This is a genomic window from Sphingomonas sp. ABOLE, assembly GCF_003950455.1.
Taxonomy (GTDB): Bacteria; Pseudomonadota; Alphaproteobacteria; order Sphingomonadales; family Sphingomonadaceae; genus Sphingomonas; species Sphingomonas trueperi.
The window spans coordinates 96,164-110,881 of record NZ_QQWY01000017.1 but is presented as its reverse complement, the minus strand read 5'-3'; the positions used below and the strand labels follow the sequence as shown (position 1 = coordinate 110,881).

General features: G+C 68.6%; 15 protein-coding genes and 1 tRNA gene. 8 read left to right on the top strand and 8 right to left on the bottom strand.

The window, feature by feature from the left end; all coding sequences use genetic code 11:
• Positions 1-1,726, top strand: a 1,726-nt coding sequence (locus CA234_RS12475; RefSeq protein ID WP_164521800.1) for an aminopeptidase P family protein, incomplete at its 5' end; no start/stop codon positions are given.
• Between the two features lie 33 nt (positions 1,727-1,759).
• On the opposite strand, the gene CA234_RS24375 is transcribed toward CA234_RS12475, so the two are convergent.
• Positions 1,760-1,897 (bottom strand): hypothetical protein, encoded by a 138-nt coding sequence (locus CA234_RS24375; protein ID WP_164521799.1) that lies wholly within the window; start codon positions 1,895-1,897, stop codon positions 1,760-1,762.
• A 101-nt stretch (positions 1,898-1,998) separates the two neighbouring features.
• On the opposite strand from CA234_RS24375, the gene CA234_RS12470 reads away from it, so the two are divergent.
• Positions 1,999-2,073, top strand: a tRNA-Thr gene (locus CA234_RS12470).
• Positions 2,074-2,267: 194 nt separating this feature from the next.
• Here the strand turns inward: CA234_RS12470 and CA234_RS12465 are convergent.
• Positions 2,268-3,878 (bottom strand): alpha-L-fucosidase, encoded by a 1,611-nt coding sequence (locus CA234_RS12465; protein ID WP_126001831.1) that lies wholly within the window; start codon positions 3,876-3,878, stop codon positions 2,268-2,270.
• A 201-nt stretch (positions 3,879-4,079) separates the two neighbouring features.
• On the opposite strand from CA234_RS12465, the gene CA234_RS12460 reads away from it, so the two are divergent.
• Both CA234_RS12460 and CA234_RS25200 read left to right on the top strand, forming a co-directional pair.
• On the top strand, positions 4,080-5,054 hold the full coding sequence (locus tag CA234_RS12460; RefSeq protein WP_241213481.1) for an alpha/beta hydrolase: 975 nt from the start codon (positions 4,080-4,082) through the stop codon (positions 5,052-5,054).
• A 58-nt stretch (positions 5,055-5,112) separates the two neighbouring features.
• Positions 5,113-5,244 (top strand): hypothetical protein, encoded by a 132-nt coding sequence (locus CA234_RS25200; RefSeq protein ID WP_277600122.1) that lies wholly within the window; start codon positions 5,113-5,115, stop codon positions 5,242-5,244.
• A gap of 133 nt (positions 5,245-5,377) precedes the next feature.
• On the opposite strand, the gene CA234_RS12455 is transcribed toward CA234_RS25200, so the two are convergent.
• Entirely contained in the window at positions 5,378-6,265 is an 888-nt protein-coding gene (locus CA234_RS12455; protein WP_342449828.1) for an IclR family transcriptional regulator, read from the bottom strand.
• Between the two features lie 86 nt (positions 6,266-6,351).
• Here CA234_RS12455 and CA234_RS12450 point away from each other — a divergent pair, with 86 nt between their 5' ends.
• Genes CA234_RS12450 through fucP form a run of 4 tightly spaced genes read left to right on the top strand, consistent with a single transcriptional unit; the run spans position 6,352 to position 10,457 of the window.
• Positions 6,352-7,092, top strand: a complete 741-nt coding sequence (locus CA234_RS12450) for an SDR family oxidoreductase (protein ID WP_125977521.1) — start codon at positions 6,352-6,354, stop codon at positions 7,090-7,092.
• A complete protein-coding gene (locus CA234_RS12445; RefSeq protein ID WP_126001830.1) occupies positions 7,092-8,378 on the top strand; it encodes an L-fuconate dehydratase in 1,287 nt (428 codons plus the stop codon). Before CA234_RS12450 ends, CA234_RS12445 begins: the two co-directional genes overlap by 1 nt.
• Positions 8,375-9,142: an SDR family oxidoreductase gene (locus CA234_RS12440; protein ID WP_126001829.1), complete on the top strand. Its 768-nt coding sequence runs from the start codon at positions 8,375-8,377 to the stop codon at positions 9,140-9,142. Before CA234_RS12445 ends, CA234_RS12440 begins: the two co-directional genes overlap by 4 nt.
• Before the next feature lie 34 nt (positions 9,143-9,176).
• The gene (gene fucP, locus CA234_RS12435; protein WP_126001828.1) at positions 9,177-10,457 is read left to right on the top strand and encodes an L-fucose:H+ symporter permease; all 1,281 of its coding nucleotides are present in this window, start codon (positions 9,177-9,179) and stop codon (positions 10,455-10,457) included.
• Positions 10,458-10,625: 168 nt separating this feature from the next.
• Here the strand turns inward: fucP and CA234_RS12430 are convergent, their stop codons facing one another.
• From CA234_RS12430 to CA234_RS12410, 5 genes are read right to left on the bottom strand one after another with little or no spacing between them, the layout of a single operon-like run.
• Complete coding sequence (locus CA234_RS12430; RefSeq protein WP_126001827.1) at positions 10,626-11,174, bottom strand: hypothetical protein; 549 nt, start codon at positions 11,172-11,174, stop codon at positions 10,626-10,628.
• A gap of 12 nt (positions 11,175-11,186) precedes the next feature.
• Positions 11,187-11,804, bottom strand: coding sequence for an LUD domain-containing protein (locus CA234_RS12425; protein ID WP_126001826.1), 618 nt, complete (start codon positions 11,802-11,804; stop codon positions 11,187-11,189).
• Complete coding sequence (locus tag CA234_RS12420; protein ID WP_125977515.1) at positions 11,801-13,192, bottom strand: lactate utilization protein B; 1,392 nt, start codon at positions 13,190-13,192, stop codon at positions 11,801-11,803. Before CA234_RS12420 ends, CA234_RS12425 begins: the two co-directional genes overlap by 4 nt.
• A complete protein-coding gene (locus tag CA234_RS12415; protein ID WP_125977514.1) occupies positions 13,189-13,953 on the bottom strand; it encodes a (Fe-S)-binding protein in 765 nt (254 codons plus the stop codon). Before CA234_RS12415 ends, CA234_RS12420 begins: the two co-directional genes overlap by 4 nt.
• A gap of 46 nt (positions 13,954-13,999) precedes the next feature.
• Positions 14,000-14,632: a TetR/AcrR family transcriptional regulator gene (locus CA234_RS12410; protein ID WP_206431182.1), complete on the bottom strand. Its 633-nt coding sequence runs from the start codon at positions 14,630-14,632 to the stop codon at positions 14,000-14,002.
• Positions 14,633-14,718: the final 86 nt, after the last annotated feature.

Here is a 14,718-nt window from a genome sequence, read left to right as displayed (position 1 = left end):
CGTGCCGCTCACCGACGAGCACATGTCCGAATATGTCGGCGCCTATGCCCAGCGGCTCGCCTGGCTCACCGGCTTCCAGGGCTCCGCCGGCACCGCGGTGGTGCTGCCGCAGGAAGCGGCGATCTTCACCGACGGGCGCTATACCCTGCAGGTCCGCCAGCAGGTCTCGGCCGAGCAGTGGGACTATATCGGCGTGCCGGCGACCAGCGTCGCCGACTGGCTGGGCGACCATGCCCCGAACGGCGGCCGCATCGGCTATGATCCCTGGCTGCACACCCGCGCCTGGGTGGAGGAAGCACGCAAGGCGCTGGCCGAGAAGGGCGCGACGCTCGTCCCCGTCTCCCGCAACCCGATCGATGAGGTCTGGGCCGACCAGCCGAGCCCGTCCGACGCGCCGCTCGCGGTGCTCGACGACGCGCTGGCGGGCAAGTCCTCGGCCGCCAAGCGCGCCGAGATCGCCGACTGGCTCCAGGCGCGCAATGCCGACGCGGTGGTGATCGCCGCGCTCGATTCGATCGCCTGGACCTTCAACGTCCGCGGCGACGACGTCACTCACACGCCGGTCGCGCTCGCCTATACGGTGATCCATGCCGACGGCACCGCCGACCTGTTCGTCGCGCCGGAGAAGGTCACCGACGCGGTGCGCCAGCATCTCGGCAACGCGGTGCGGATCCAGGACCGCGCGGCGTTCGCGCCTGCGCTCGGCGGCTTCGCGGGCAAGCGCGTCGTCGCCGATCCGGGCACGGCCGTCGCGGCGATATTCGACGGCCTGGAAGCCGGCGGCGCCACCGTGGTCGCGCTGCGCGATCCCGTCATCCTCGCCAAGGCGATCAAGAACCCCGCCGAGGTCGCCGGGCACAAGGCCGCGCAGGCACGCGACGGCGCAGCACTGAGCCGCTTCCTCAAATGGTTCGAGGAAACCGCGCCGCAGGGCGGCCTCACCGAAATGTCCGCCGCCGACAAGCTGCGCGCGTTCCGCGAGGCGACCGGCCGGCTCAAGGACCTGTCGTTCGACACCATCTCCGCCACCGGTCCCAACGGCGCGATCCCGCACTACAAGGTCACCGACGAATCGAGCCTGCCGATCGAGCGCGGCCAGCTGTTCCTGATCGATTCGGGCGGGCAATATGGCGACGGCACCACCGACGTCACCCGCGTGATACCGGTGGGCGACGCCAGCCACGAGATGAAGGACCGCTTCACCCGCGTGCTCAAGGGCCATATCGCCATCGCCACCGCGATCTTCCCCGACGGTACGACCGGCGCGCAGATCGACGGCTTCGCGCGGCGCCCTCTGTGGGAAGCGGGGCTCGACTTCGCCCATGGCACCGGCCACGGCGTCGGCGCCTATCTTTCGGTGCACGAGGGGCCGCAGCGGATCGCCCCGCCCTCCTATCCGGGCGGCCAGGCGCTGGAGCCGCTGCGGGCGGGCATGTTCCTCTCGAACGAGCCGGGTTACTACAAGGCCGGCGAATACGGCATCCGTATCGAGAATCTCGTCCATATCGTCGAGCGGACGATCCCCGGCGGCGACAAGCCGATGCTGGCATTCGAGACCCTCACCTTCGCGCCGATCGAGCGCAGCCTGATCCTGCCCGAGCTGCTCAGCCCCGAGGAGCGCGCCTGGCTCGATGCCTACCATGCCGAGGTGCTCACGATCGTCGGCCCGCAGTTGGAGAGCGCCGAGCGGGCGTGGCTCGAAGCCAAGTGCGCGCCGATCGGGTGAGGTAAAGATCCTCCCCGAAACGGGGAGGATCGTTCAGTCCGCCGATTCGGGGGGCGCTTCCGTCCCCTGCCCGGCCGCTTCCGCCTTCACCCCGCGCGCCTGGGCCTTCCGCCGCCGCAGGTTTTCGCGAAGTTTTTCGGCCAGTCGGGCCTGCTTATCCACATCCTTCATGCGAAAAGCGATAAACCGGCAGGATGCGGGTTGACAATCACGGGTCTCCAAGCAAATAGGCCCCTCCCGCACGGCGCTGGTCGCCGCGGTTGGAAAACAGTGCTGCCGTAGCTCAGTGGTAGAGCGCATCCTTGGTAAGGCTGAGGTCGCGAGTTCAATCCTCGCCGGCAGCACCATTTTCCCCTTCTGACAGAAGAATTTGCCCGCACGGGCACCGTCGCTGGCGAGGCTTTTTCGAGACATATCCAAACAACGTCATCCCGGCGAAAGCCGGGATCCATTCGCCTGTACGGCGCAGCAGGAGCCAAAACGGAGACCCCAATGGATCCCGGCTTCCGCCGGGATGACGATTGGTGGGAGGAGCCGGCCTTTATGCCCGCCGCAACCCGTCGATCCGCACCACCGGCACCGTGCCCAGGCCCTTGGGCAGCGTCACGGTCAGCCCCGCCTGCGACTGACGGAAGGCCACGTCGCCACCGCCCAGCAGCCGCGCCCGCGCCACCCGGCCCGCCTTCAACCCCAGCGCCTGCACCGTCACCGGCGCGCTCGGCGCCTTGAGGAAGAACAGGTACAGCGTGTCGCCCTTGGTGGTGAAGCGCACGTCTTGCTCGGTGAAGCCCTTGAAGCCGTCCTCGTTCTGCATGCCCGCGGCGAGCTGCGTCGGCCCCTCGCCATAGCTACGCCACGGCCGGGTGCCGAACACCGCCTCGCCATTCACCGCCATCCAGGCGCCGAGATCGTCGAGGATGCGCTCCTCTTCCGAGTCGATCGACCCGTCGCCGCGCTGGGGCACCGAGAGCAGCAGGTTGCCGTTCTTCGAGATCACGTCGGCCAGGCGCTGGAGCACGTCGTTGGCCGACTTGTAGCGCTTCTCGGTGTAGAGGCTGCGCTTGTAGAACCAGTCGCCCAGGCAGGTGTCGGTCTGCCAGGGCTCGTCCCACAGCCGGTCGGCAAAGCCGCGCTCGACATCCTGCACCAGCCCGAAGCGCGCATAGGGCTTGAGCTGCTTGGCATTGAGCACCACGTCGATCTTGCCGTGCTTCGCGATCGAGCGGTTGTAGTAATCGGCCGCCGCGGCCAGCCCGATGGGGCCGAAGGGCAGCTCGTAATCGTCGAAATAGCAGAGATCGGGCTGGTACTTGCTCACCAGGTCGACCTGACGCTGCAGCCAGCGCGTCGCATAGGCGGCGTCGCCGGCCGGGCCGTGCTCGACCCACTGGCCATCGTTATTCTCGTGCCACTTCCCCATCGCCTGCATCGTGTCGATGCCGTCGGGCGCGACAATGTGCTTGCCGGTGTAGAGCAGCTGCGGATCGAGCCCCTCCCACCATGTGCCCGCGCCGTCTGCCTTGGTCAGGCGGAAGGCGTCGTAGCGCTCGCCCTTGCGCGCGTCCTCGGGATCATAGCCATAGGCGGTCTGGAACCAGTGCCAGGCATGCGCCGCATGGTTGGACACGCCGAAGCGCAGGCCGTGCGCGCGCGCCACCTTCTCCCAGGTGCCGACCACGTCGCGCTTCGGCCCGACGCGCAGACTGTTCCACGGATGGTAAGCGCTGTCGTAGCAGTCCAGATTGTCGTGGTGGCAGGCGAGCGACACGAAATACTTCGCGCCTGCCTTCACATAGCGCTGCATCAGCGCTTCCGGGTCCCAGTTCGCCGCCGTCCAGCGATTCTGGACCTCCATGAAGCCGACATCGGCGGGGTGGCCATAGGCCTTGCGATGGAAGTCCGAGGCGGGGTGGCCCTGGATGTACATATGCCGCCCGTACCAGTCGCCCTGCTCGGGCACCGATTGCGGCCCCCAGTGCGACCAGATCCCGAACTTCGCGTCCCGAAACCAGTCGGGGTAGCGGTAGTTCGCCACCAGCGACGGCCAATTGGCCTGCACGGGCCCCCGCGCCGTCGTCTGCGCCCGCGCCACTGCCGGCAGGGCGGCGAGCCCCGCCAGAACCCCGCGACGCTGCCATCCTGATCTGATCATTGCTACCTCCCCTGAACCACGGCCATACCATCTTGATACCGCAGCCGCGCGTCAACGCTCTTGTCGTCGGGGGCCGCGTCGGGTGCGCGGTTGCGCGCCGATCGCGATTCTGCAACCACGCGGTACCGCTACCAGATTCAGCGGCAATGCGCCGCGAAAGCTGGACTTTCACCCGGGCATTGCCGGGTTGCAGAAGAGAGGATGCCCGTGTTCGAAGACCTGACGCGCCGAACGATGCTCACCGGCATGGCCGCCACCGCGACGCTCGCCGCGCTCCCCGCCGGCGCGGCGGACGCGGACGAGGTGCTGCCGCTCTGGCCCGGCTCGCCCCCCGGCGCCCCCTCCCCGCTGCCCAAGCCGAGCACCGAGCAGCGCTCGAAGGACCCCGCCGCGCCCGATCGCTGGCTGCGCGGCATCGATCGCCCGTCGCTCACCGTACGTCGCGCGGCGAACCCGAACGGCACCGCGGTGATGCTGATGCCGGGCGGCGGCTATGGCTTCCTCGCGATCGACAATGAAGGCGAGGAGCAGGCGCGCTGGCTCAACGCGCAGGGCATCACCGCCTTCATCCTGCGCTACCGCATTCCCACCGACGGCTGGGCCAACCGCGCGACCGTGCCGCTCGCCGACGCCCAGCGCGGACTGCGGCTGATACGCGCCTCGGCCACGCGCTACGGCGTCGATCCGGCCAAGCTGCTGGTGATCGGCTTCTCCGCTGGCGGCCATCTCGCCGGCAGCCTGGCGACCCGCCATGCCGAGCGCGTCTACACCCCCGTCGACGCCGCCGACCAGCTTTCCGCCCGCCCGGATCTCGCCGGGCTGATCTACCCGGTGGTGAGCATGGCCGCGCCCTTCACCCATCTCGGCTCGCGCGACCAGCTGTTCGGCGCCGGCGCCGATCCCAAGGCGCTGGAAGCGGCGTCGGTGGAAAAGCGCGTCAACGCCGAGACTCCGCCGATCTTCCTTACCCATGCCAGCGACGACGGGCTGGTGCCGATCGAGAACAGCATCGCGCTCTACCAGGCGCTGCTCGCGGCCAAGCGGCCGGGCGAGCTGCATGCGTTCGACCAGGGCGGCCACGGCTTCGGCGTGCGCCTGCCCAAGACGGTGCCCGCCTCGGCTTGGCCGACCTTGTTCGCAGCCTATGCGCGGCGGCTGGGATTGCTGGCAGGCTGATCGCAACGATCCGTGCGCCGAAGCGTCTTTCCGTTGAGATTCAACGAGGAGGCGCCGCATGGACCCGAGAACCGAACCCGTCGAGAAACGCGCCCGCAAAGGCTTCGGTGCCGTCGCGCTGATCATCCTGGCAATCATCGCGACGGTCTTCGTCGGCTACAACATCTATTACGCCGTAACGCCGGGTTGACGGGGACGCCACCACCCCTCCGTCATTCCGGTGAAAGCCGGAATCCATTGGGGCCTCCGTTGCCGCTCGATCCGCATCGCCCTGGCAAATGGATCCCGGCTTCCGCCGGGATGACGGCGAAGAAGAGCGGGCTCTATCCCTCCCCGATCCGCGCGCGGCGGCGGCGGACCGGGCTGGCGACCGAGAGGCTCGGCACCACCGGCGCCTCGCCCCGGTCGAACCAGCCGAGCGCCGAGGAGATCGCCGTCGCCGTCGTCCGCAGCAGGGCCAGCGCCTCTTCCTGCGAGACGTGCGGCGCGTCGTCGATCGCGGCGAGGAACGGGATGGTCAGCGCCGCGACGACATGGCCGTCGAAGCCGAAGATCGGGCAGCTCATGTCCGACACCCCGGCCATCCGCGCGCTGGGGATCGATTCATAGCCCTTGGCGCGCACCGCCTGTAGCTGCTCCGCGAGCCCCTTGGGCAGCCCCTTCGGGTACAGCGCAGCGCGCCGCTCCTCATCCATCGCCGAGAGCAGCACATGGCCCGAGCAGCTGGTCAGCAGGTCGATCTCGGTGCCGAGCCGCACCGCGAAGCCGGTCTGGCCCGGGCTCTCCTGCCGCGCGACGATCAGCCCGCGCGTGCCGTTCACCACCACCAGATGGCAGGACTGGACCGTCGCCGCCGCCAGGCTGTGCATCAGCGGCGTGGCGACATGGGTGAGCTCCTGCGCCGGCGTCGCGCGGTGGGCAATCTCCAGCACGCGGTAGGTCACCCGGTAGCGATCGCTGGCGCCGTCCTTGTGCAGCCAGCCGCGCCGATCGAGCACGACGATGATCCGGAACAGCTCGCTGATCGATCGCCCCAGTCGCTGCGCGATCTCGCTGATCGTCAGCCCCTGCGGCTCGCTGCCGAGAAGTTCGATCACGTCGATCGCCTTCTCCAGCGCAGGCGCGGCATAGGCGGGCGATTTGTCAGCCGGTGCGGTGGGTGCATTGTCGCTCATGACGGTCAGGCTAACCAATGCGACGAGCGGTGTCATGCCACTTGCGAACAATCGCGGCTTGCGCCTAAGAATGTGAAAGTCATTTTGACCTATGAAAACGTTCTAGAGGAGTTGGGGAGGCGATGCGTTTCGGCAACAAGACCGCGTTGGTGACCGCGGCAGGGCACGGCATCGGCCGCGCGACCGCGCTGCGGCTGCGCGACGAGGGCGCCAAGGTGTTCGCGCTCGACCGCGACGGCGCCGCGCTGGCGACGCTCGAGGGCGTCGAGCCGGTGGTGCTCGATCTGCTCGACGCCGACGCCATCGCCGCGCTTCCCGAGACGATCGGCCAGCTCGACATACTCGCCAACATCGCCGGCTTCGTCGCGGCAGGCTCGATCCTCGACGGCACCGATGCCGACTGGATGCTGTCCTTCGACCTCAACGTTCACGCCATGCACCGCATGATCCGCGCCTTCCTGCCCGGCATGCTGGCCAAGGGCGGCGGCGCGATCGTCAACATGTCGTCGATTGCGTCGAGCGTGAAGGGCATCCCCAACCGCCACGCCTATGGCGCCTCCAAGGCGGCGGTGATCGGCCTCACCAAGTCCGTCGCGGCGGACTTTGTCGCCAAGGGCATCCGCTGCAACGCGGTCTGCCCCGGTACGGTCGACACCCCGAGTCTCCGCCAGCGCGTCGCCGAGCAGGCCGCGCAGCAGGGCATCGCGGTGGAGGAAGCGCATGCCGCCTTCGTCGCCCGCCAGCCGATGGGCCGGCTCGGCCAGGAAGACGAGATCGCCGCGCTGATCTGCTATCTCGCCAGCGACGAGGCGAGCTTCACCACCGGCGCGGTGCATGTGATCGACGGCGGGTGGGTGAACTGATGACTCGCAACGCCCATATCACCGGCCTGCGCACGGTCGACCTCCGCTTCCCGACCAGCGCCTCGCTCGACGGCTCCGACGCGATGAACCCGGACCCCGATTATTCGGCGGCCTATGTCATCCTCGAGACCGACGTCCCCGGCCTCGAAGGCCATGGCCTCACCTTCACCATCGGCCGGGGCAACGACATCTGCGTCGCGGCGATCGAGGCGATGCGCCATCTCGTCCTCGGCCTCGACCTCGCCTGGATCGCCGAGGAGCCCGCGCGGATGTGGCGGCACCTGACCGGCGACAGCCAGCTGCGCTGGATCGGCCCCGACAAGGGCGCGATGCACCTCGCCACCGGCGCGGTGGTCAACGCGATCTGGGACCTCTGGGCCAAGGCCGAAGGCAAGCCGGTGTGGAAGCTCGTCGCGGACATGACGCCCGAGCAGCTCGTCCGCGCGATCGACTTCCGCTACCTCACCGATGCGATCACGCCCGAGCAGGCGCTCGCCCTGCTCACCGAGCGCGCGGCGGGCAAGGCCGAGCGCGTCGCCACGCTCGAGGCGAACGGCTATCCCTGCTACACCACCTCGGCGGGGTGGCTCGGCTATCCGGACGAGAAATTGCGCCGCCTCGCGCAGGAAGCGGTCGATGCCGGCTTCCATCATATCAAGCTCAAGGTCGGCCGCGACCTGGAGGACGATATCCGCCGCGTCCGCATCGCCCGCGAGGTGCTGGGGCCGAACCGCAAGCTGATGATCGACGCCAACCAGGTCTGGGAAGTCGGCCAGGCGATCGAATGGGTCAACGCGCTGGCCTTCGCCAAGCCGTGGTTCATCGAGGAGCCGACCAGCCCGGACGACGTGCTCGGCCACAAGGCGATCCGCGACGGCATCGGCGCGGTGCAGGTCGCGACCGGCGAGATGTGCCAGAACCGCATCCTGTTCAAACAATTCATGGCGGTGGGCGCGGTCGACGTGATCCAGCTCGACGCCTGCCGCATCGGCGGGGTGAACGAGGCGCTGGCGGTGCTGCTGCTCGCCGCCCGCTACAACCTACCGGTATGCCCGCATGCCGGCGGCGTGGGGCTGTGCGAATACGTCCAGCACTTGTCGATGATCGACTATCTGTGCTTTGCCGGCACCATGGACGGCAGGGTCATCGAATATGTGGATCATCTCCATGAACATTTCCTGGAGCCCTGCGTGATCAGGGACGCGGCGTACATGCCGCCGCAGCGCCCCGGCTATTCGATCGAGATGAAGCCCGAGACGCTCGTCCAGTATCGGTTCGGCGCATGAACCTGGAGCTCGCCGGCAAAATCGTGATCGTCACCGGCGGCTCGTCGGGGATCGGCGCGGCCATTGCCGTGGGGCTGGCGCGTGAAGGCGCGATCCCCGCTATCGTCTCGCGCGAGCCGCCCCGGCCCGAGCTGGCCGCGCAGCTGGGCAAGGACTGGCTGTTCCACCCCTGCGAGCTGGCCGAGGACGACGCCGTGGTCGCCGCGGTCGATGCGGTGGCGGCGCGCTTCGGGCGGATCGACGGGCTGGTCAACAATGCGGGGCTGAACGACAATCTCGGCTTCGAGGCGACCCCGGCGCAGTTCCGCGCCTCGCTCGACATCAACCTCGTCCATTATTTCGGCATGGCGCGGGCCGCGCTGCCCCACCTCAAGGCAGCGCAGGGCGCGATCGTCAATATCGGGTCCAAGACCGCGATCACCGGCCAGGGCCATACCAGCGCCTATGCCGCCGCCAAGGGCGCGGTGCTGGCGCTGACACGCGAATGGGCGGTCGCGCTGCGCGGCGACGGCATCCGCGTCAACGCGATCGTGCCGGCCGAGGTCGAGACCCCTGCCTATGCCGAATGGCTGAAGAGCTTCGACGACCCCGCCGCCCGGCGCGAGGAAATCGAGCGCCGGGTGCCCTTCGGCCATCGCTTCACCACGCCGGAAGAGATCGCCGACACCGCGCTGTTCCTGCTTTCCGGGCGGGCCAGCCACACCACCGGCCAGTGGCTGTTCGTCGACGGCGGCTACACGCATCTGGACCGCGCCATCGAATGACCCCAACAGGGGCGTCGCACCAAGGAGAGGATTCATGGCCAGCAAGGCCGGACGCTACACCCCCGCCATCATCCTGACGGTCTCGCTGTTCTTCCTGTGGGGAATGGCGAACAACCTCAACGACATCCTGATCGCGCATTTCCGCCGCGCCTTCACGCTGAGCGATTTCGAGACCAGCTTCGTCCAGCAGGCCTTCTACATGGGCTATTTCCTGCTCGCGACGCCGGCGGCGATGCTCGCGCGGCGGCGGGGCTACAAGGCGGCGATCGTCACCGGCCTCACCTTGTACGCGATCGGCGCGCTGCTCTTCTATCCGGCGACGCATTTCGGCGAGTATCGCTGGTTCCTGGCGGCGCTGTTCGTGATCGCCTGCGGCCTCGCCTTTCTCGAGACCTCGGCCAGCCCGCTGATCGCCGAGCTCGGAAGCCCAGAGGGCGCCGCGCGCCGGCTCAATTTCGCACAGGCGGCCAACCCGCTCGGCACGATCTTCGGCGTGCTGGTCGGCAAATACTTCATCCTTTCGAGCTTCGCGCAGGACGACAAGGCACTGGCCGCCATGTCCGCCGCCGAGCGGACCGCGACGCTGCGCGGCGAGCTCGCCTCGGTGCAGACGCCCTATCTGGTGATCGGCCTGGTCGTGCTCGCCTTCGCGATCGCCGCCGCGCTGATCGCCTTCCCGGATAACCGCCGCGACGGTGACGCACCCGCGGTACCTACGGCCAAGGCGCTCGGCACCGTGCTGCGCGACCGGACTTTGGTCTTCGCGGTGGTGGCGCAGTTCTTCTATGTCGGCGCGCAGGTGGGGCTGTGGAGCTACACGATCCGCTACGCCCAGGTGAACCTGCCCGGCCTCACCGAGCAGGGCGCGGCCGACTATCTGTTCGCCAGCCTGGTGCTGTTCGGCGTGGGCCGCTTCGTCGGCGCGGCGATGCTCGGCAAGGTCCGGGCGCCGCAGCTGCTGGTGGTGTTCGCCGGGCTCTCGGCGGCGCTGACCGTGGCGGCGGTGTTCGTCGGCGGCACGACCGGGCTCTACGCGCTGGTGGCGGCGAGCTTCTTCATGTCGATCCAGTTCCCGACGATCTTCGCGATCGGCATCGGCGGGCTGGGTCGCCTCAAGCAGATCGGCGCCTCGCTGATCGTGATGGCGATCATCGGCGGCGCGGTGCTGACCGCGGCGATGGGGCATCTGTCCGACTTGGCGGGGATCAACCTCGCGCTGCTGGTGCCGGCGGTGGCGTTCCTGGTGGTGCTGGGCTTCGGGGTGCGCGCTACGGGAACGGCAGGGGATGTGGAGTTCGCAGCGGCGGGGCATTGAAAGGCTGAAAAGATCCTCCCCCGGAGGGGGAGGGGGACCGCCGCCGAAGGCGGTGGTGGAGGGGTGTCCCGGCGGGAGGCGGAGGTCTCCGTTCCCAGCGTCGACACCCCTCCGTCAGCCCTGCGGGCTGCCACCTCCCCTTACAGGGGAGGATGCACGGAATGCCTTCTATGTCGCAGTCTGCGAAGCCTGATCTTTGTGCTCAATGCTGTCGCGATAGTCTTCGATATCCAAAATAAACTGCGTGGCACCCCGCAAATTCGTTGAGAATCGAAGCGTCTCACCCGATTGAAATACCAAACGATAATCCTCAGAGATCTCGCTCCTTTGCACGGACACCAGTTCGGAGATCAAGAACAGCCGTTCCTTACCCGTCCAGCTTCGTACCAGGATCATGCTCCCTTTCCACATTACGCACCGGCCATACGCGATCCAGACAGGGTAAGCTCCAGCAAGTGCAAAGCCGATCAGTACCAACAGCGCATAAAAGTTCTGCTCCTGCGCATCGGGTTGCATCGGATCCGACGTTATCAGGGCCGATCCGGCAAGTACAACGAACGACGCACAGCCGAACAACATGAAGTAGATCAAGAAGCCTGGCTTAAACTGCTTCCACCCGCTTTCATCGCGCTGGACGCGCACCCGCACGTGCTGAGCAATCATGGTCGCGAGGCCAACTGCCGCGCCTACGATCAGGACTCTCGCCAAGACGCTCATTGCCCTCGCCCCTCACCCCACCAGCACCACATGCAGGAACCGGGGTCCATGCGCACCGCGAACATAGGTGCCTTCGATGTCGGTGGTACCGCTGACTCCCGTGACCCAGTAGTGCGCGCGCGGCACCGCCCCGCCCGGTGCGGCATCCTCCAGCCAGCGGACCAGCCCGGCGACATCCAGCACCACGATGTGGCGCAGCGCCAGGAAGTTGGGCAGCATCGGCGCTTCCGGCGAGGTCTCGAACACCAGCGAGCCCGTTTCCGCCACGCCGGCGCGGGCGAAGGCGAGCACCGCGCCGTCGTCGATCGGGCAGTCCGCCAGCCGGGTCAGCCCGGACCAGTCGAGCCCCACCACCCGCGCATCGGGTGGCAGCCATAGCGACGGTGCCGCGTCCTCGGCCGCGAGATACGCCGCCACCGCCCCCGGCAGTTCCGCCAGCGACCTGATCCGCGCATGCGTCGCCGCCACGCTCGGCAGCGCGAGCTGCGCAAGGAAGCGCGCCACCAGATCCTCCGGCCCCGCCGGCCGCTCGCGTTCCTCGCCCGCGAGCAGCGCCGCCGCCTCTGCAGCCAGATCCGCCGCCGCCCGCGTCGGCCCCAGCCGCGCCAGGATCGCGTCGCGCGCGCTCATCGTTCGCCCTTTCGGTAGCGGTCCATGAAGCTCTCCGCCGCCGGGGCGGGGAAATCGCGCCCGCCGGTCCAGCCGCCGGCCAAGGGCAGCCGCGAGATCCAGCCGCGCCCGGCCAGCCGCATCGCCCGGATCGCCCAGCGCACGCCTGCGCGGTACAGCCACGGTCGCCGCGCCGCCCAGGCCCAGAGCCCCAGCCCTGATCGCAGCGTCACCGGCTCCAGCCCCTCGCGCCAGCTCTTCTCGCGCCAGCCGCGCAGCAATGTCGGCAAGGGAATCGCGACCGGGCACACCTCCTGGCACTTGCCGTTCATCGTGCAGGCACCCGGCAAATCGCGGCTCGCCGCCAGACCGTCGAGCGCGGGGGTCAGCACCGATCCCATCGGCCCCGGATAGGTGCCGCCATAGGCATGGCCGCCGATCTGGCGGAACACCACACAGTGGTTCATGCACGCGCCGCAGCGGATGCAGCGGAGCATCTCCGCCAGCCCCGCGTCGCGCATCGCGCTGCGGCCATTGTCGACCAGCACGATGTGCATCTCCTCGGGCCCGTCATGGTCCCCTGCCCGCTTCGGCCCGGCATAGAAGGTGGTATATTGCGTCAGCGCCGCGCCGGTCGCCGATCGGGCGAGCAGCCGCAGCAGATGCACGGCATGGTCCATCGAGGGGACCAGCTTCTCGATCCCCGCCGTCACGATATGCACGCGCGGCGGCACTAGCGAGAGTTCGGCATTGCCTTCGTTGGTGACGGTGCAGACTTGGCCCGAATCCGCGATCAGGAAATTGGCCCCCGAGATGCCGACATCGGCGCCCAGCATCTCGCCGCGCAGCTGCCGCCGGGCGCTCGCCGCCATCGCGACGATGCTTTCCTCGACAGGCGGTTCGCGGTGGCGGGCGTGGAACAGTTCGGAGACCTGCTCGCGCGTCTTGTGCATCGCCGGCCAGATGATGTGCGAGGGCCGCTCGCCGGCGAGCTGGATGATGTGCTCGGCCAGATCGGTCTCGACCCGGCCGATCCCCGCCGCCTCCAGCGCGTGCGGCAGCCCGATCTCCTCGCCGAGCATCGATTTGGAGCGGGCGACGCTCTTCGCTCCCGCCTTGCGACAGAGGTCGACGACGATCGCGCAGGCCTCGTCGGCGGTGGCGGCCCAGTGGACCGTCGCCCCCGCTGCGGTCGCCGCCGCCTCGAACTGCACCAGATAGCTGCCGAGATTGGCGATCACATGGTCCTTGATCGCCGCCGCCCGTTCGCGCGCCGCCGCGAAGCTGGGCCAGGCGCCGATCGCAACACCCCGCTTGGCCTCGGCGGTGCCGGCGGTGCGCTCGACCGCGATCTTGAGCTGGCGGTCGGCGAGCGCGGCATCGACCCGCGCGTCGAAGGCACGGCTCATTGCGCTTCGCCGATCGCCGGGCCGTCGGCCATGCCGGCCAGCACCTCGATGGTGTGGAAGGCGCGGACGTCCGCCCTGCGCCGGTGCAGCTTGCCCGCCATGTTCATCAGGCAACCGAGATCGCCCGCCAGCAGCAGCCCGGCACCCGTAGCCTCCACCGCCGCTGCCTTCTCGTCGGCGATCGCGTTGGAGATCGCCGGGTATTTCACGCAGAAGGTGCCGCCGAAGCCGCAGCAGGTCTCCTCGCCCTCGAGCGGCACCAGCGCCAGGCCGTCGACCGCGCCGAGCAGCCGCCGCGGCTGCGCCTTGATGCCGAGTTCGCGCAGACCCGAGCAGCTGTCGTGATAGGTCGCGGTCGCCGGCAGCGCGACGCCCTCCGGCCGCCAGCCGCGCGCATCGAGCCAGGCGAGGATCTCCCAGGTCTTCGCCGCCACCGCCTCGGCCCGCGCGGCCCATTCGGGATCGCCGGCGAGCAATTCGGGATAGTGGCAACGGATCGTCCCCGCACAGCTGCCGGAGGGGACGACGATCGCCTCGTACGATTCCAGCATCGCCACGTTGCGCCGGGCGAAATCGGTGGCGGTGGCGCGGTCGCCCGAATTGAGTGCCGGCTGCCCGCAACAGGTCTGCGCTTCCGGCACCACCACCTCGCACCCGGCATCGGCGAGCGTGCGCAGGGCCGCAAAGCCCACCCGCGGCCGCATCGCATCGACCAGGCAGGTGACGAACAGCGCGACGCGGGACGGGGGAGCCATGGTCATGCCGCGCCTTCGCATATCGGCGCGGGCGCTGTCACCAGCGCGCGCATCAACCCGCCGCGGCCTCGGCCTGCATCGCGGCGACCTCGTGCCGGATCATCCGGAGCACCAGCGCGGCAGCGCGATCGGTATCCTCGGCGGGGCTGAGGAAGCGGTGCTGCATCAGCCCCAGCGCGGTCGCGGTGATCACGTCGGTCAGCGCACAGCGGCGCTCGGCGAAGGCGTCGCCGGGGATCAGCGCCGTCAGCGCCGCGAGCATCGTGCCGCGCACGTCCTCGCGGGTATCCTCGAAGATCGCGGCGATGCGCTCGTTGCGCGCCGACTCGGCGACGATCTCCGCGAACAACGGGTCCGACTCGTCGGGCTCCGGGCGGATGAAATCGGCCAGCCAGGTCCATACGAACTCGGGATCGCCGCTCCGGATGCCCGCGCACAGCGACTCGGGCGCGAGAAAATCCATGCAGTCGGCCCGGACGATCTGTGCGACGATCGCCTCCTTCGAAGAAAAATCGCGATAGATTTGACCTACCGCAATGCCCGATTCCTTGGCGATCTGGGCCACGCCGGTGGCGTGAAAACCGTTCGCAATGAACAACCTGCGCGCTGCCGACACGATTTTTTCGCGCCGCAACAGCGCTTTATCGCGGTGCGGAACGCCGCCTGCTTCCGTGGCTTCTGCCATCCGTGTTACCCTTGAAACCGTCTTGACCGACCACCTCACTTCGCAGTAGCGGCGAATGTGAGCGATCGTTCACTCACATATATCAT